This is a genomic window from Streptomyces sp. NPDC060064, from assembly GCF_042736455.1.
In the GTDB taxonomy this organism is placed as follows: domain Bacteria; phylum Actinomycetota; class Actinomycetes; order Streptomycetales; family Streptomycetaceae; genus Streptomyces.
Genome location: NZ_JBHWWF010000005.1, coordinates 45,975 through 60,712, shown reverse-complemented (window position 1 = coordinate 60,712; position 14,738 = coordinate 45,975). Strand labels below are relative to the sequence as shown.

Genomic DNA, 14,738 nt, shown 5'->3' with positions numbered 1-14,738 from the left:
CGACCTGGGTCAACCACAAGATCCACGGACGCATGGCGTTCTTCCCGATCAGCCAGGCCCTCGCCGAGGAGATCGCCGCCCAGCAGCGGCGTGTCCAGACCCGCTTCCCGGCCGGCAGCCGCTTCCTGTTCCCCGGCTGGCAGTCCAACCTCAACGGCACCAAGCCCGTCTCGGACACCTGGTGTCGCGAGCAGATGGAGTGCTGGCTGCAACGCATCCGCATGATCGACGAGCACGGGCGTCCAGCTCGGGTGACCTTCCATCAGTTCCGGCACACGCTGAGTACCCGGCTGATCAACGCCAACGTTGCGCAGCACATCGTCCAGCAGCTGTTGGATCACATGTCGCCGCAGATGACGGCCGTTTACGCCCGGCTTCACCAGAAGACGCTGCGCGACCACTGGGAGAAGGCCCTCAAGGTCAACGCGGACGGCGAGCCGGTCGCCCTGGCCGCCGACCATCCCCTCGCGGACGCCACCTGGATGCGGCTGTCCCTGGTGCGGCCCAACGGCTACTGCGGCGCCCCCATCCAGACCGACTGCGAGTACGCCAACCCCTGTCTCGACTGCCGCTTCTTCATCACGACCGGAGACTTCCTCGACCAGCACCGGCGCCAGCGCGACGAGACCCGCAAGCTCATCAACGATGCCGAGAACGCCGGGCTGTCGCGCATCGTCGAGAAGAACACTCGCACGCTCGGCAAGCTCGACACCATCATCGATGCCCTGGAACAGGCCGGCCCTGAGCAGATCGTGGCCGGCGGGAAGGTGACCGATCTCGATGCCACCGGCTGACAACGCCCGCTTCCTCGTCGAAGCATCGAAGATGCGCAGCCAGCAGGCGCGCGAGCGCGCCGAGGACGTCATCAAGGCGTCGGGCCGCCGCAGCGAACGGCCCACAGTCGTCGGCATCGCGCACGCCGCCCGGGTCTCCCGGTCATGGCTATACACGCAGACCGACCTCATCTCCGCGATCAACCAGCTCCAGCAGCGTGCCCCCGCACCGCGCCGGAACGGACGGCACTCCGCGAGCGACACATCGCTCCAACGCAGGCTGGAAACCATGCTGGAACGCAACCGGCAACTACGTGACCAAGTCTCCAATCTCACCCGGAAATTGGAGACCCCCACGGCGAGATCCGCCAGCTCCGTACCATGCGACCCAGCCCAACGGGATCTGAGAGCAGGGCCATTGAGCGCGGTGCCCCTACTGAGAAGGATTGACACACATGGCGGATACCAGCGCGTTGTACGGACTGCTCGGGGCTCTCGGCGGCGCCGGCTTTACCGGCCTGGCGGCCTTCTACGGCCCGCTGCGCCTGCATCGGCGACAGGCTGAGCAAGAAGCGAGTGGGGCACACGAGAAGCGCAAGGAAGCAGAGGTAGCACGGCTGTTGAGGATGCGCACCACGGGCAGGGCCTGGTTGGACGCATTGGAGCGAACCGTCCAGGATCTGCAGGCCAACCGGCCCCCGGACGTCGATCGCTTTGACGAGATCGTGAGCAGGATCCGCGGTGAGGCAACTGAGGCCGGTTACGGTCTGGCCCATAGCGGTATATGGCTCGGATCGGCTCCCCCGCCGCCCCACATCGCGCTGTCTCGGACTACTACGAGGCAGATTGAACCGCTTCATACCGATGATGAGGAGGCGGCCACGGCCCAGTCCTATGTGCTGGCCCGCTTGCGGGAGGCTACTCGCGAGGTCCGAGACGACGTCCTGCGATGCTCCCAGCAGCAAGGCGAGGTACGTGTTGAAGTGCTCCTTGCGCTCCAGGGAGTTAGAGAGGCCCGGGAACAACTGAACACGGCTCTCCTCAACCGTATCGAGGAGGTCAATGGGGGACCAGTTCAACGCCTTTAAAGACTTGCGCTCGTGATTGCACCCAACGGTTCCATGACCAGCGGCGCCGACCGTCGAAGGCAACGACACTCCTTGCAGACCATCCTCTAGACAGGCATGCGTGGGAATCAGTACATGAACGCCTTTCCCTGTGAGCCGCTGAGAGGACATGTCCAGGTCGCAAATACACAGCTCAGAACCATCAGCACCGCGCGACATCGACATAACTTCGAAGAGCAAGACGCCGTTACACAGCAGGCTCCAGCCCTGTTCTGGATGGTGGGCTGTCAGGCGGGCGGCCTCCCGGTCTGCGGCGTCGGCCAATGGGCAGGTCGGCTGGTGCTGACACATGCGCTTTTCCTCTCAACTGCGCAACGGGAGGGGGTACAGGCCCTCTCCGGCCGGTCAGCGCGCCGCGGGGGTCGGCGGGGCTCTGGCCAGAGAAGGCGTCTGGGACCGCTGTACAGCCAGCGGCATAGCCGTAAAAGCTGAGGCGTTCAGGGCTGCTGAGGGGTTCGTTCGGTGCGCGCTCGCCCCACTCGACGATCCAGTGCTCTCGCGAGGTCAGGCGGATCCGCACTTTGGGGAACCCGGCACGGCCGAGGAGGTGGTCACGGATCGCGAGAGCGACGGCTGCCGGGCCGGCGTCCATACGTCCACCGCGTCGGCAGCCACCGACCGGCACGGCGAGGAGGACAAAACGGAAGAAGCGAATTGCGACGCTTTCCTGCAAGAAGCCTTGGTCGTGGAGGCGGGCGGCGATGAACTCGTAGTCACAGGCCTCGCGGGGGTCCCGCACTGTGACGGTCAGCGGAGGGTCCGGCCGGCGGCTGGCGGGCGCGGCGGCCATCACTCTGAGTCCTTGATGTACTGGGCAATGAGCATCAGCTCGAGAAGGTCGCTGGTGACCGTAGCGAGCCTCCGCAGGTGTCCGACCGCCGGCCAGTAGTCGCCCGGCAGCTCCTCGGATCGGAGGCCGCACGCACGCGCGATCTCCCTGAGCATCCCTTCGGTCGGCGGGAATTTGGGGTCCGCCACGGCGATGTTGACGAGCTGCATGAGGGTGCCGCGTAAACATTCGCTGAGCTCGTCGATCTGATCGGCCGGAGGCGTCTGGTCCCCAAGGACTCTGTCCAGGTCGTCGAAGATGGCATCGACGACGAGCGGATCCCACGCCCGCAGCTTGGCAACAACGGCTCTCAGCGCATCCCCCTCGAGCGGGGGCTGCGCCCGCTCGGCGGGCATCGGGTGTCCAGGCCCCCCGTGCTCGAACCGGGTGGCGCGGTCATGGTCGTGGCAGGCATTGCAGGGCTCCAGGGGATGACAGCAGGACGGGAGAGGCTGACCGGCTAGTGCGGTGGCGTCTCAGCGTCCGTCTGCGGCTGCAAGAGGATGACCCACACGTCCTTACCGGCATCGGTGACGGACACTGAGAGCCAGGGCGGCGACGAGGAGCAATCCACGTCCGGTCTCGTCGAGCGCGTCGGGAGCCGTGTGGGTTGGCTGGCTCGTGTCCCGGTCTCGGACGATCACAGTGAGACCGCCGGGTACGCGCTGGACGAGGAGCTTGGCGTTTCTTCGGCCGTTGTCGTCCGGCTCAGTGTGCTCAAGGACGTTCGTCAGCAGTTCATTCACCGTAATCAAAGCCCGGTCGGCGAGAGCGTCCAACTCCGGCCCCCACAAGCGCAGGTGGGCACGGACAATGCGGCGCACGATCCGCAGCAAGTCCGGTTCCAGGTTGATGCTCATGTCGAGCTGCCCTGGGACACTGCTCGTCGTGGCTCGGACAGCAGCACGCCGGGCATGGGCGGGATCAGCGAGTAGTTCCATCGCAGTTCCGTTCGTTTGCCGGAACCCCAACAGAGGGGTTCGGTAGCGGTGTGTACTGGTTACGAACCGGTCAGCAACCATTGAGACAGCGCGAAGAGCAAACGTGGAGTGCCTGATGCCGAGAGCTTCAGATATCGGCATCACGAGCGCGGGGGCGAGGAATGCCGCAGCCAGAGAAGCAGCTCGATCCGGGGGCGTCGCCCCAGGATTGGTTCGGGAACGAACTGAGGGAGCGACGCAAGGCGGAGAAGCTGTCAGCCCGCCTGCTGGGCAAGTTAGTGCAGGTCAGCGACGATGTGATCCTGAACATCGAAAAGGGGAAGTACCCCAGTTGCCAACACGCGCTGGCCGAGAAGCTCGATGAGGTGTTGGAGACGGGTGGGCTCTTCGAGAGAGCCTGGCCCATGGCCTTCAGGAAGGCCGATGCCGACAAAAAGCGGTCTGATGCCGATAAGGCGGCCAAGGAAGAGGGGGAAGGAGTCGTTCAGGTGCGCGGAGGCCGCATCCTGGGCAGTGATGAACTGCCACCTCGTACCGGGAGCCCTGAGCCCGTGGACCGTCGCTCTTTCCTCCAGGCCAGCGGCGTCGCCGCGTTTGTCCCCATAGACCTCACTCAACTGCTGACACCTTCAGCCCCGGCGGAACTCCCAGCTGTCATCAGCCCGATGGATATCGATCAGGTCCTGGGTGTTGCCACGTCCATCAGCCGTTGGGACAACAGTTTCGGCGGGGGCGGACTCGTCCGCGACATCGCAGGCAAATCCATGCAATGGGCCGCTGGCCCTGCTGTACTCAGACTGCCCCGAGGTCCTGCGTCCGGAGCTGTTTGCCGCCGTCTCCCGCCTCGGCATCGTCGTCGGCGCGAGCGCCTTCGATGCCTACGCGCATGCTGATGCACGGAAGACATTCACGTTCGCGGCGGACTGTGCCGAGGAGGCCGGCAACTGGCATCTGAGGGCCAAGTCGTACTCGCTTCTGGCACGTCAGGCCGTCTGGATCGGTGAGCCGGATGAAGGCCTCACGCATGCCGAGAAAGGTCTTGTCCGCTCCGACCGCCTCACGGCAACCGAGCAGGCGATGCTCCACACAGCACGCGCCCGAGCGTTCGGGAAGATGGGCAACGTACGAGACACGATGACCGCGGTGGGCCGGGCGGATGACGCGTTCGCCGATGCTCGCCCTGATGAAGATCCGCCCTGGATGGCGTACTACGACGCCGCGCAGCATGCTGGCGACACGGCGCATGCTCTGTTCGATCTCGCCATTCTTGCCGGGCAGGATCCTGGGCGGGCAGGGCGCCGCTTCTTCACTGCGGTCCAAGGGCATGACGATGCTTTCAAGCGGTCCCGAGCGATCTCCCGCACCAAGTTGGCGGCATTGATGATGGCCAAGGGAGACCCGCGGCAAGCTGCGAAGGTCGGGCACGACGTTCTGGACGAGGTTGGCCGGCTGACCTCGAAGCGAGCGGTGGACGACTTACGACAGCTCGGCCAGTTCGCGGCAGCGCACCCCAAGGTGAGCGACGCCGTACGCCTGCAGGAACGCATCCGCGCTACCGTCCGGGCATGACGACCTCGGCAGCCGCGCCCGCACGCCTCGCTCTGGAACAGGCATGTTCCGCCGTCGGTTTTGACGCCGGCGATGCTGAGGCCGTATGGCTTGCCGAGAACCAGATATGGCGCCTACGGGGGCAAGGCGTGATCGTGCGGATCGCACGGCCGGGCCAACTCGCATCGGCCAGCCGCGAAGTACGTATCGCGCGCTGGCTCGCTGACAGCGACGTTCCGGCCGTGCGCCTAGTCGACGTGCAGCAGCCCGTCGAGGCCGACGGGCGCCCGGTCACCCTCTGGCAGGAGCTGCCGCCGCACCAGCACGGAACGTCGACGGACGTGGCGGGACTGCTGCTGCGGCTCCACGCCCTGCCCAAGCCTGACATCGACCTCGGGCCCCTCAACCCCTTCGTCCGGATCGCGGAACGGCTGGACGCAGCAACGACGCTCTGCGAAGACCATCGGTGGTGGCTCCGTGGGCTGCACCGAGACCTCGCGGAAGCCTGGTCAGAGCGGCCGGCCGGCCTGCCAGAATGCGCCGTCCATGGAGACGCGTGGGGCGTTCACTAGGCAAGCGGGTTGTCGGAGATAGAGGTGTCGAATCTGCCAATGCACCTCCGGTCTGTAGGGTCCGCAGCTTGATGCGCATTGGTTCCTGCGGAAATGCTCGAATCCGTCGTTCGTGCGCAGCGCGCTGTCGGCGGTTGTTGCGCAATGGGGCCTCAGGGCATTCCTCCCGCGGTGACTCTAAGTGATTACCCGCGACGTGAGGCTCAGCTCCTAGGTCGGAGGTCGGTGGGCAGGAGGCGCGCCGCTGCAGATGATGGGAGATGTGACTTCTCGTCGTTTCGATCTGGACTCCTTCCTGGAGTTGCCGCTCACCGCTCGCACAGCAACCAGCGGGCCAACTGTCCGCCCCGTCTGGTTCTCCGACGGCGGCCGCCAGTGGGTCATCACCGCCTACGGCCTGGCCTTCGGCGGCCTGCTCATCCTCGGCGGCCGCCTGGGCGACCTGCTGGGCCGCAAGCGGGCGGGCGGGACGGGAGTTCCGGCGAAGCCTGTAGCTACGTATGCCCGCGACCACGCATCCCGGCAGCCGTGGCCTCCCTGCCATGCCGGGCAACGAAAGGAGAAGCAAGTCCAACCGTCTGCAGTCCAAGATCATCGTGGTTACCGGAGGCTCCTCCGGTATGGGCGCGGCCTGTGCGAGGCGCGCCGCGTCCGAGGGGGCAACGGTGCTCATCGGGGCGCGTGACGAGGAGCGTGGCGAGGCGACCGCGGCGGAGATCGTCCGGGAGGGTGGCAAGGCCCTGTTCGTTCCGACGGATGTGACGGTCGAGGAGGAGGTTGCCCATCTGGTCGATGTCGCGGTCAAGGAGTTCGGTGGCCTGCATGGCGCCTTCAACAACGCGGGCGGCGGCAACAGCCAGGGAGCGCTCGGGGACATCGACGCGTCCTTCTGGGACAGTGTCATCGCCCTCAACCTGACCAGCGTTTTCTACAGCCTCAAGCACGAGATTCCGGCGATCGTGGCCAGCGGTGGCGGTTCCATCGTCAACAACGCCTCCGTTGTCGGTGTGGTGGGTGACCCGGGGGCTCCGGCCTACGCGGCTGCCAAGCACGGTGTCGTGGGCCTCACCCGTTCGACGGCGCTCGACGCGGCCAGGTCCGGCGTGCGGGTGAACGCCCTGGTGACGGGGCTGGTGAACACGCCGCTGTGGCGCAGCTTTGTCGACGGCAATCCGGAAGCCGCGCAGGCCCTCCTCGACAAGCAGCCGACCGCCCGGGCCGCCGATGAGGCGGAGATCGCTGCGTTCGCCGCCTTCCTGCTCAGTGACGAGAGCCCGTTCATCACCGGCGCGGCTCTCGCCATCGACGGCGCGCTGACCGCCGGCTATTGAGCTGTCATCGGTCGGCCAATCGGTCCGGCGGCCCCGAGCGGGGGCGTCGCACGCATGTCGGCTGTGTACGACGTTCCGGTCAACTGCGGCGTCCCTCGCCGCGCAGGGCTTGCCCGGTCGGCGCACACACCAGGCTGACGACGTTCTGCGTCAGCGCCTCGGAGCGTTGTTGCCGCCGATGCATACGACGTGAGCTGTACCGAGCAGCTTCGGTATGGAGAGAAGAGAGATTGTGGAGGGTGTGATGACGGTGGAGCGGGACAAGACGATCGGCGTGGGCATTGTCGGCGGCAGCACCGGCGGATGGGCCGCACTCGGCCATGTCCCCGCGCTGCGGGCGCTACCCGGGTACGACCTGCGTGCGGTCAGCACGTCGCGACAGGAGTCCGCCGAGGCCGCCGCCAAGGAGTTCGGCGCGGACGCGGCGTACGACAACCATGCGGACCTCATCGCCGACCCCGCCGTCGATCTGGTGGTGGTCGCGGTGAAGCTCGCCCACCACAGGGAGATCATCTCCGCGGCACTGTCCGCGGGGAAGACGGTCTACAGCGAATGGCCCCTGGGCGTCGCCCTCGCGGAGGCCGGGGATCTCACCGCGATGGCCGCACACGCCGGAGTGCGGACGGCCGTCGGGCTGCAGGCGCGCTTCGCCCCCGAGGTCCGCTACGCCCGTGACCTGGTCGCCCAGGGGTACGTGGGCAGGGTGCTCGGCAGCACGCTGGTCGGCTCCGGCGTCGCGTGGGGCCCGACCACGGACCGGGGCAACCTGTACTGGTACGACGACGCCAACGGCGCCACCACCCTGACCGTACCCACCGTGCACGCGCTGGAGGCCGTCCACCATGTGCTCGGCGGGTTCGCCGACCTCGACGCCCGCCTGGTCCGCGGACGCACCGAGGTGACGCTGTCGGACGACGGCAGCACGGCGCCGGTCAGCGCGCCCGACCAGGTGATGATCGCCGGCACCCTGGACTCGGGCGCCGCCGCGTCGATCCACTACCGCGGCGGAGCCTCCCGCGGCGACAACCTGCGCTGGGAGATCAACGGCACCGAGGGCGACCTGGTTGTGACCTCCGCGGTCGGCAGCCTGCAGGTTGCGCCCCTCCTGCTGGAAGGGGGCCGGGGCGACGACCCGCGGGTGGCCGAACTCGCCGTGCCGGACGCGTACTTCGCCGGAGTGGGGCGGGAGCTGACCGGCCCGGCGCACAACGTGGCGCAGCTCTACGCACAGCTCGCCCGGGACCTCGCCGACGGCACGCACGAGGTGCCCGACTTCGCGTACGCGCTCACTCGGCACCGCCTCGTCGACGCCGTCGAGAAGGCGTCGGCGACCGGGGTGCGCCAGAGCCTGGCCGGCCCTGTGGGCCCGGAGGGAGACTGACACGAAGGCTGTCGCGGTCCGCTGCCAGGGCGCGCGAACACGCCACGGGCATACGGGCATACGGGCCGACGGACGACGTGAGGCGTGTCGCCCCGGGCGAGGCCGCGTCGTGGAAGACGAGTCCGAGCGTCCGGCGCCGTCCGGAGCGGACGGTGCTCACGCCGTGCCGCATCGGGCCGTTGGACCAGCCGCGCCGGGAGACGACCGGCCGGTCGCGGGTGGTGAAGACCGTCCGTTCCCCTGGGGCGCCGCGCGGGAGGAGCCATTCCGCCACTGAACCTGTGGGACCAGCCTGACGGGCTTCGCCTGGTCCGGATCCGGGGTGACGCCTCCCACGAGTCGACCGACCAATGGCGGCAGCGTGCATCCCAGGTGATGCAATGGATCAGCGACGGCACACTCGATGTCCTGATCGACCGGAGGTATCCCTTGAACGATGCCGCCCAGGCGCACCGCGACCTCGAATCCCAGGAGACCGTGGGCAAGCTGCTACTCATTTCGTGACATGACGGCCGGTGATCGTCGTCCACGGCCTAGGCCGTCACCGGCATCGCGCTCCTCACCTCCCGCACTGACACAAAGGAAGCTCTCACATGACCACCACCCCTACCCCCCGTCAGCGTCTCGCCGGCCGCCGCGCCCTAGTCACCGGCTCCACCTCGGGCATCGGCCGGGCCGTCGCCGAAGCCCTCGCCCACGAGGGCGCGACCGTCGTCGTCTCTGGCCGCAACGAGGCCGAAGGCGCCGCAGTCGTCGACGCCATCACCGCAGCCGGCGGAGCCGCCCACTTCATCGCCGCCGACCTCGCCGAGGGAACCGCCGCCGTCGAGCAGCTCGCCCAAGCGGCAGCGCAGGCCGCCCAGGGCCCCATCGACCTGCTCGTCAACAATGCCGCGCAGCTGATCCCCGCCCAATCCCTCCTCGACGTCGACGAGACCCTCCTTGACCGCGCGCTCGCCGTCAACGTCAAGGCCCCCGCTCTCCTGACCAAGGCGGTCGTTCCGGGCATGCTCGAAATCGGCGGCGCAATCGTCAACATGGGCTCGATCAACGGTTCGGTCGGCATGGCCGTGGCATCCCTCTACGGAGCCACCAAGGCGGCCATCCACTCGCTCACCGCCTCCTGGGCCGCCGAACTCGCCGGCAAGAACATCCGCGTCAACGCCATCGCCCCCGGCCCCACCATGACCCCCGCCAACGCCGCCGCCCACGACATGCTGCGCCAGCTGACCACCGGGCAGCCCGACGGACGCCCCGGCACCGGCGAAGAAGTCGCCGCCGCCGTGGTCTTCCTCGCCAGCGACGAGGCAGCACACATCCACGGCGTCATCCTCCCCGTCGACGGCGGCTACCTCGCCGCCCGCTGACACACTCACCGCACGCCACGGCGGTGCGGAGAAGCAACCCGCCGCAGGAAGACGAACCACCCCCGCACCGCCCTGGAGTTCCAACCCGGCGGACCGCACCACTCGTGTCGGAAACGGCCGGGCGCTCCGAAACGACCGAGGCCGTCCGCTCCAGCAGGTCCGCTCTTGAGGACCCAAAAGTAAAACCTCTACCGGCCGCAGCCCGGGTATCCGCCCCGGCCGCCGTGGGCGGGTGCCACGATGGAGTCACGCGGCACCCAGCGTGCACGGAACCGCGACCGCTCGACGAGGAGGCGCACCGATGAGCGCACAGCCCATTCACCACTCCCCGGGCCCGGTGCCGGCGATCCCCAAGACGATCGACGCCGTCGCCCTGGCCCTCAGCGGAGCCGAGCGAATGGCGTTCTACGCCGAGCTGGGCGGGTCCGACGCCGCCGAGCTGGAGGCCACCGCCGAGCGATAGTGGACCGACGCGATGCTCGATCAGGTCCCCGGCCGCGCCGAGCGGCTTGCCAACGCCCGCGCCGGCAGGAACCTCGTTCCCCTCAGCGCACTCACCGAACGTGCCCAGGCCGTCGCCGGGTGAACCAGCCCGGGTGGGTGCTGTTCTGCGAGGAAGGGCCAGCCGACATCGACGCCATGCCGCAGCAACTGCGCCGAGCCGTACTGAACTTCCTCAGCGCCCTTGCTATCGAGGTCGGCTCCGCCGTCGACGCGGGCAAAACACCGCCCGGCCACCAGCTCGACGAGCTGGGAACGCGGTACAGCATCGTCGTGCAGGGCGAGCCCGTCATCGCGGAGTACGTCACGACCCGCGCACCCGGGCGCTGTGTACGTGCCCACCCTGGTGTGGATCGCCTGACCGGCGCCCGAACGCTTGAGACGACGACCAGGAGCAGGAGTTCGTCGTCAGTCCGGAGCGGCTGGAGTGGCTGCAAGAGCTCCAGCGGCGGGTGGGCGAGCTCGCGCGGGACATTCCGAAGGTGAGAGAGAAGAAGCGCCGCGACGGTGGGGGTTCGGCGACGCGCCGCGTCGACCGGGCTACCGGCCGCGCCGCTGAGTGCTTGGGTACGGCGCAGCCTGCCCCGTAGCCTCAGGCCGGGAGACGGCGCGGCACGGATGAGCACCGTCACTGCTGTGTCCCCGTGGCGGTTGGGTCGTCAAGGCCACTGCTACTCCCCATTCTTACACTCCATCGATCGCAGAAGCGTCCTGAGCTGGAATGACCGCCAGAGACAGAAACCAAACCGGGGATAACGGTCGGTCCGAACAGAATGACGGACTCGCCGGCGTGGAGCCAGCGCAGAGCGGCCAGGTCCCGGATCTGGGCGGCGGGGAGCTTGGAGGAGGCGGTGAAGTCGAGCTCCTCCAACGTCACCTGTCGCTCGAACTTGGCTCGGTGCAGGCGGCGTTGGAAGGCGACGGTCTCCCAGCGGGTGATCTCGTCCTGACACAGGACCTGGAGGAAGTCCAGGTGCCCGAGCTCTCCGCCGCGGGCCTGGGCCAGGCGCGCGTCGAGGGTCTCCAGCATCTCGGACAGCCGGAGCACCTTCAGTGACTCGCGCAGGGCGGTGTCCATCATGCTCATCGCACGGTCTCCTCAGCGTCGTCGTGGCCTTGATCCTGGTGGAGTTCGCCCGTGGTCTGGGGTGGGGATGTCGGTGGGGAACAGGCCCTCGGGTCCGTGGAGGAAGGCTGCGGCGCCGGCGTCGCCGGTCTCCGGCTCGGGGTCGGTCTCGGTGCCGGCGATCAGGATGCCCTTGATGGTGCGGTAGGAGGGGTCGCCGACAGTCAGGGCCTTCGCGCAGGCGGCCTCCAGAGGGACGTCGCTGTACTTCCTGCGCAGTCCGAGGATGTCCCTCCCCTCGTAGCGTAGAGACCATGACTGGAGGGGAAGTTGGAAGTGTCAATCCCCTGGAATCGTAGAGACCTTCCTTACGCGATCTGGTCCTGCTGAATGCGGTCGGCGCGCGCTGTGCTGATGATCCGTTCGAACACGGCGGGTGGATGACCGGCCGCCGAGGTGTGCCTGCGGCGGGTGTTGTAGAAGTCGGTGATCCAGGTGGCGATCTTGATCCTGGCCTGGTCCCGGGTGGTGAAGTGCTGCCGGTTGGGCGGCCTACCTCCACGCCGGCGCGTAATCGAGGCGGACGGGCCCCGCCCGGCTCGCTGCTTCCAAACCCAGGGCACAACAGCACGTCCAACGCGCTGGTCCGATGCGGCGGTGCTCCAGCCAGACGGCGAAGGCGCGCAGACGCACGAACCACAACCGCACGGTGCCCGGCCCAGCGCGACCGATGGTCTTGTGCCCACTGATGGCGATGGGGTAGGGGGCATCCAGGGCTGCGAGCACGAAGGTCTTGAACTGGCGGACCGATGCCGTCGGGTAGGTGGTCCACCACAGGTTGACCGACTGACTGTGCGCGTCGGGGTGCGCCGGTGTCAGAGGCCAGACTGAGTCGTCGAAGCGGGCCGTGGTCATGGCGGTGGAGCCACGGCGGACCGTCCGGCTGCGCAGGACGACCGTGTCGCCTTGCGGCCATCCGTCGACCTCGATACGGGCGGCTTCTGCCACGGCGGTACGGGACATCATCGAAGATCCAGCCTTCCGTATACGAGGTCGTCGACGAGCTGCCTCTGCGCGCTGGTCAGGTCGTGGAGGGCCTGTTCCTGCTCGACGGTGTTGTAGTGCCCGACGATGTCGCGCAGTTGGTCCAGGGGCTGTTCGAAGCGCACCCGCCACACGTCGGGGTCCATGTGTAGGCGCAGGGCTGCTATCCGGTCGCGCAGTGCGATCTGCACGGGGAGTTGATGGGGTAGCGCCCGCGCGTTCTCGCAGTCCAGGCAGGCCAGGAAGGACGCGTTGCACGGCTCGCCGGGGGCCGTGTGCGGTCCCGCCCGGTAGTCGGTGCAGGCGGTGGCCGCGGTGTCGTGCTGGCCTTCGAGTATCCGCCGGAGGACCTCGGGTGACACGCCTGCCTCGGTGGCTGCGACGAGTCGTTGTCAGTCATCGGACACCTCCATGGATATCAGGAACGATCACGGCGCGAGCCGTGAAAGCCCCTCCCCCGAGGCGTCTTCCAGGCGATCGCATCGATCACCTCACGGTGGTCCCGCCACCGGCCACCCCGCTTCCGCGTCCGGTACGGGAGCAAAGGCTCGATCCGCGCCCACTGCGCGTCAGTCAAAGGCACACCCGGACCAACGGCCGGAGGGTCCGGTCGGAACTGACGCCTTCCTTCAGGCCGTCGGCCCCGTGCGAAGTCGCCGCGCATCCCGCACGAGTGCATACGTAGCACTGAGGAAGATCACAGCTCCAGCCCCGATCCAGAGAGCCGATGCCCCGGAGCGGTACTCGCGAACGGCCAGGATGAGCAGCAAGATGCTGACAAGGACGCCGAAGGCCGAGATCAGAATGCCGATGCGGTGAGTCACACGGACATCATCAACGACAACCTTGCTCAGCGGGAGTGATCCAAACGAATCGACCTGGATCAGCTGCTGGCGTTGGTCGGCCTATGGGGCGTCGCCGTGGACCGTGTCAAATGAGCTGTGGGAGCGGATCGAGCCGCTGCCGAGGACAACGACACGCTCTACTCGATCGGCGATCCGGCCCGGCGGACGGGTCTCACGGTCAAGACCGTTCGGTTCTACGCCGACTGCGGGATCGTGCCGCCGACTGACCGCAGCCGGGCCGGCTACCGCCTCTACGACATCGACGCCGTCGCACGACTGGACCTCGTGCGGACCCTGCGCGACCTGGGACTGGACCTTCCCACGATCCGGAAGGTCGTGGACCGGGAGCTCCCGCTTCCCGAGGTCGCCGCAGCGCACGCCGAAGCACTGGAAGTGCAGATCCGGATCCTGCGCCTGCGGCGCGCGGTGCTGACGGCGGTGGCCAAGCGCGGGTCCACCCCTGAGGAGATGGATCTCATGCACAAGCTGGCCAAGCTCTCCGAGGACGAACGCCGACTTCTGATCGGCGATTTCCTCGATACCGCCTTCGGCGGTCTGGAAGCCCATCCAGAATTCGTGGGGATCATGCGCTCGATGACCCCAGAACTGCCCGACAACCCCGAGGCCGAGCAGGTCGAAGCGTGGGTGGAGTTGGCCGAACTGTCCCAGGACCCTGATTTTCGCGCCGGCGTGCGGCGCATGGCTCAGCATCATGCGGCCGAGCGCGCCCAGGCCGACACCACGGGACTGCACCGCGACCCTGCCGCTGGCATCCGTGACCAGGTCGGCCCAGCCCTGGCGGCCGGCATCGACCCGGCCTCGCCCCAGGCGGATCCGGTCGTCGCAGTGGTCACGGCTCAGTACGCGCCCGTATTCGGCCGCCCCGACGACGTCGAGCTTCGGCGCCGGCTGTTGGCCTGGCTGGAGAGCGTGAACGACCCTCGCAGGGAGCGGTACTTTCAGCTGCTCGCAGTGATCAACGGCTGGCCGGCCCGGAAAGCCTGGCGCCGGTGTTCGACTGGTTCATCCAGGCTTTGCATGTCCGTACACAGCGATAATGGGCCGCTCGCGAGGCGGCATGGACCGGGCATGGTTGTCCTCAGGTAGGAACGCCGCCGTCATCCTGCGGGCGGCACGACACCATCCGCCCTCTCTCTGATCCGTACGCTGCCCGAGTCGCCGCGACCGTGGCCCGTCGACCTACCCTCGCCGGCTCCCGCGCCCCTCCCCTGCCGGTGCGGAATGAGCCATTGCCGGTCCGCCCTCGGTACCTCGACCTGATGGCGCTCACGGACCGCCCGCGGCTCGTTACACAGGGTGTACGCCCATGCCGGAGGCAATGACGGCGGCTCCCGGAGAGCGGAGGGTTCCGGCCGGGAGGGCTGCCGACGGGGCCCAGTGGGTGCAGACGGG

At 67.9% G+C, this 14,738-nt stretch carries 18 protein-coding genes and 6 pseudogenes; 13 read left to right on the top strand and 11 right to left on the bottom strand.

Features of this window, described 5'->3' with window-relative positions; genetic code table 11:
* Positions 1–32: 32 nt before the first annotated feature.
* The 3 genes from ACFWDI_RS08315 to ACFWDI_RS08305 are packed head-to-tail and all read left to right on the top strand — an operon-like array spanning position 33 to position 1,861.
* Positions 33–794 carry a tyrosine-type recombinase/integrase gene (locus tag ACFWDI_RS08315; protein ID WP_385302059.1) on the top strand — a complete coding sequence of 254 codons (762 nt, stop codon included), beginning with the start codon at positions 33–35 and terminating at the stop codon, positions 792–794.
* Positions 781–1,338, top strand: a complete 558-nt coding sequence (locus tag ACFWDI_RS08310) for a DUF6262 family protein (protein WP_385302057.1) — start codon at positions 781–783, stop codon at positions 1,336–1,338. The genes ACFWDI_RS08315 and ACFWDI_RS08310 overlap by 14 nt, the downstream gene beginning before the upstream one ends.
* On the top strand, positions 1,229–1,861 hold the full coding sequence (locus tag ACFWDI_RS08305; RefSeq protein WP_385302471.1) for a hypothetical protein: 633 nt from the start codon (positions 1,229–1,231) through the stop codon (positions 1,859–1,861). The genes ACFWDI_RS08310 and ACFWDI_RS08305 overlap by 110 nt, the downstream gene beginning before the upstream one ends.
* A gap of 207 nt (positions 1,862–2,068) precedes the next feature.
* Here ACFWDI_RS08305 and ACFWDI_RS08300 read toward each other — a convergent pair.
* The 4 genes and pseudogenes from ACFWDI_RS08300 to ACFWDI_RS08285 all read right to left on the bottom strand — a co-directional run.
* Positions 2,069–2,191, bottom strand: a pseudogene (locus ACFWDI_RS08300) (DUF5999 family protein); the annotation flags it as partial.
* A gap of 124 nt (positions 2,192–2,315) precedes the next feature.
* Positions 2,316–2,690, bottom strand: a pseudogene (locus ACFWDI_RS08295) (DUF6302 family protein); the annotation flags it as partial.
* Positions 2,690–3,085 (bottom strand): DUF6415 family natural product biosynthesis protein, encoded by a 396-nt coding sequence (locus ACFWDI_RS08290; RefSeq protein WP_385302055.1) that lies wholly within the window; start codon positions 3,083–3,085, stop codon positions 2,690–2,692. The gene ACFWDI_RS08290 and the pseudogene ACFWDI_RS08295, both read right to left, overlap by 1 nt.
* 162 nt (positions 3,086–3,247) lie before the next feature.
* On the bottom strand, positions 3,248–3,589 hold the full coding sequence (locus ACFWDI_RS08285; protein WP_385302053.1) for an ATP-binding protein: 342 nt from the start codon (positions 3,587–3,589) through the stop codon (positions 3,248–3,250).
* A gap of 242 nt (positions 3,590–3,831) precedes the next feature.
* On the opposite strand from ACFWDI_RS08285, the pseudogene ACFWDI_RS08280 reads away from it, so the two are divergent.
* Positions 3,832–3,993, top strand: a pseudogene (locus ACFWDI_RS08280) (helix-turn-helix domain-containing protein); the annotation flags it as partial.
* Here ACFWDI_RS08280 and ACFWDI_RS08275 read toward each other — a convergent pair.
* Positions 3,946–4,287 (bottom strand): hypothetical protein, encoded by a 342-nt coding sequence (locus ACFWDI_RS08275; protein ID WP_385302470.1) that lies wholly within the window; start codon positions 4,285–4,287, stop codon positions 3,946–3,948. The pseudogene ACFWDI_RS08280 and the gene ACFWDI_RS08275 sit on opposite strands and share 48 nt — an antisense overlap.
* 70 nt (positions 4,288–4,357) lie before the next feature.
* Between ACFWDI_RS08275 and ACFWDI_RS08270 the strand changes: the two genes are divergently transcribed.
* The 4 genes from ACFWDI_RS08270 to ACFWDI_RS08255 all read left to right on the top strand — a co-directional run bounded on the left by ACFWDI_RS08270 (position 4,358) and on the right by ACFWDI_RS08255 (position 8,502).
* Positions 4,358–5,239: a hypothetical protein gene (locus ACFWDI_RS08270; protein WP_385302469.1), complete on the top strand. Its 882-nt coding sequence runs from the start codon at positions 4,358–4,360 to the stop codon at positions 5,237–5,239.
* Positions 5,236–5,790, top strand: a complete 555-nt coding sequence (locus ACFWDI_RS08265; RefSeq protein WP_385302051.1) for an aminoglycoside phosphotransferase family protein — start codon at positions 5,236–5,238, stop codon at positions 5,788–5,790. The genes ACFWDI_RS08270 and ACFWDI_RS08265 overlap by 4 nt, the downstream gene beginning before the upstream one ends.
* A 542-nt stretch (positions 5,791–6,332) precedes the next feature.
* Complete coding sequence (locus ACFWDI_RS08260) at positions 6,333–7,121, top strand: SDR family NAD(P)-dependent oxidoreductase (RefSeq protein WP_385302049.1); 789 nt, start codon at positions 6,333–6,335, stop codon at positions 7,119–7,121.
* A gap of 214 nt (positions 7,122–7,335) precedes the next feature.
* Positions 7,336–8,502: a Gfo/Idh/MocA family protein gene (locus tag ACFWDI_RS08255; RefSeq protein ID WP_385302047.1), complete on the top strand. Its 1,167-nt coding sequence runs from the start codon at positions 7,336–7,338 to the stop codon at positions 8,500–8,502.
* Between the two features lie 100 nt (positions 8,503–8,602).
* Here the strand turns inward: ACFWDI_RS08255 and ACFWDI_RS08250 are convergent.
* Positions 8,603–8,787 (bottom strand): annotated as a pseudogene (locus tag ACFWDI_RS08250) (2OG-Fe(II) oxygenase); the annotation flags it as partial.
* On the opposite strand from ACFWDI_RS08250, the gene ACFWDI_RS08245 reads away from it, so the two are divergent.
* The 4 genes from ACFWDI_RS08245 (at position 8,743) to ACFWDI_RS08230 (ending at position 10,856) form a co-directional block, all read left to right on the top strand.
* The gene (locus tag ACFWDI_RS08245) at positions 8,743–9,006 is read left to right on the top strand and encodes a zinc-binding dehydrogenase (protein WP_385302441.1); all 264 of its coding nucleotides are present in this window, start codon (positions 8,743–8,745) and stop codon (positions 9,004–9,006) included. The pseudogene ACFWDI_RS08250 and the gene ACFWDI_RS08245 overlap by 45 nt on opposite strands.
* 89 nt (positions 9,007–9,095) lie before the next feature.
* Positions 9,096–9,869, top strand: coding sequence for an SDR family NAD(P)-dependent oxidoreductase (locus tag ACFWDI_RS08240; RefSeq protein WP_385302045.1), 774 nt, complete (start codon positions 9,096–9,098; stop codon positions 9,867–9,869).
* Positions 9,870–10,170: 301 nt separating this feature from the next.
* A complete protein-coding gene (locus ACFWDI_RS08235; protein WP_385302044.1) occupies positions 10,171–10,332 on the top strand; it encodes a hypothetical protein in 162 nt (53 codons plus the stop codon).
* Between the two features lie 119 nt (positions 10,333–10,451).
* The gene (locus ACFWDI_RS08230) at positions 10,452–10,856 is read left to right on the top strand and encodes a hypothetical protein (protein ID WP_385302042.1); all 405 of its coding nucleotides are present in this window, start codon (positions 10,452–10,454) and stop codon (positions 10,854–10,856) included.
* Between the two features lie 142 nt (positions 10,857–10,998).
* Here the strand turns inward: ACFWDI_RS08230 and ACFWDI_RS08225 are convergent, their stop codons facing one another.
* From ACFWDI_RS08225 to ACFWDI_RS08205, 5 genes and pseudogenes are all read right to left on the bottom strand, one after another.
* Entirely contained in the window at positions 10,999–11,457 is a 459-nt protein-coding gene (locus ACFWDI_RS08225; RefSeq protein ID WP_385302040.1) for an ATP-binding protein, read from the bottom strand.
* A 12-nt stretch (positions 11,458–11,469) separates the two neighbouring features.
* Positions 11,470–11,724, bottom strand: a pseudogene (locus ACFWDI_RS08220) (hypothetical protein); the annotation flags it as partial.
* Between the two features lie 264 nt (positions 11,725–11,988).
* Positions 11,989–12,444, bottom strand: a complete 456-nt coding sequence (locus tag ACFWDI_RS08215; RefSeq protein ID WP_385302039.1) for a hypothetical protein — start codon at positions 12,442–12,444, stop codon at positions 11,989–11,991.
* Between the two features lie 14 nt (positions 12,445–12,458).
* Positions 12,459–12,842 (bottom strand): hypothetical protein, encoded by a 384-nt coding sequence (locus ACFWDI_RS08210; RefSeq protein ID WP_385302037.1) that lies wholly within the window; start codon positions 12,840–12,842, stop codon positions 12,459–12,461.
* 56 nt (positions 12,843–12,898) lie between these two features.
* On the bottom strand, positions 12,899–13,144 hold the full coding sequence (locus ACFWDI_RS08205; protein ID WP_385302034.1) for a transposase: 246 nt from the start codon (positions 13,142–13,144) through the stop codon (positions 12,899–12,901).
* 277 nt (positions 13,145–13,421) lie between these two features.
* On the opposite strand from ACFWDI_RS08205, the pseudogene ACFWDI_RS08200 reads away from it, so the two are divergent.
* Positions 13,422–14,383: pseudogene (locus tag ACFWDI_RS08200) on the top strand (MerR family transcriptional regulator).
* The last annotated feature ends 355 nt before the right edge of the window (positions 14,384–14,738 follow it).

What these genes read in the sequence shown, in the direction of transcription:
- ACFWDI_RS08315 (WP_385302059.1), top strand. Translation starts at nt 33, where the DNA reads ATGGCGTTCTTCCCGATCAGCCAGGCCCTCGCCGAGGAGATCGCCGCC.
- ACFWDI_RS08310 (WP_385302057.1), top strand. Translation starts at nt 781, where the DNA reads ATGCCACCGGCTGACAACGCCCGCTTCCTCGTCGAAGCATCGAAGATG.
- ACFWDI_RS08305 (WP_385302471.1), top strand. Translation starts at nt 1,229, where the DNA reads ATGGCGGATACCAGCGCGTTGTACGGACTGCTCGGGGCTCTCGGCGGC.
- ACFWDI_RS08290 (WP_385302055.1), bottom strand. Translation starts at nt 3,085, where the DNA reads ATGCCCGCCGAGCGGGCGCAGCCCCCGCTCGAGGGGGATGCGCTGAGA.
- ACFWDI_RS08285 (WP_385302053.1), bottom strand. Translation starts at nt 3,589, where the DNA reads ATGAGCATCAACCTGGAACCGGACTTGCTGCGGATCGTGCGCCGCATT.
- ACFWDI_RS08265 (WP_385302051.1), top strand. Translation starts at nt 5,236, where the DNA reads ATGACGACCTCGGCAGCCGCGCCCGCACGCCTCGCTCTGGAACAGGCA.
- ACFWDI_RS08260 (WP_385302049.1), top strand. Translation starts at nt 6,333, where the DNA reads ATGCCGGGCAACGAAAGGAGAAGCAAGTCCAACCGTCTGCAGTCCAAG.
- ACFWDI_RS08255 (WP_385302047.1), top strand. Translation starts at nt 7,336, where the DNA reads ATGGAGAGAAGAGAGATTGTGGAGGGTGTGATGACGGTGGAGCGGGAC.
- ACFWDI_RS08240 (WP_385302045.1), top strand. Translation starts at nt 9,096, where the DNA reads ATGACCACCACCCCTACCCCCCGTCAGCGTCTCGCCGGCCGCCGCGCC.
- ACFWDI_RS08235 (WP_385302044.1), top strand. Translation starts at nt 10,171, where the DNA reads ATGAGCGCACAGCCCATTCACCACTCCCCGGGCCCGGTGCCGGCGATC.
- ACFWDI_RS08225 (WP_385302040.1), bottom strand. Translation starts at nt 11,457, where the DNA reads ATGAGCATGATGGACACCGCCCTGCGCGAGTCACTGAAGGTGCTCCGG.
- ACFWDI_RS08205 (WP_385302034.1), bottom strand. Translation starts at nt 13,144, where the DNA reads ATGCGCGGCGACTTCGCACGGGGCCGACGGCCTGAAGGAAGGCGTCAG.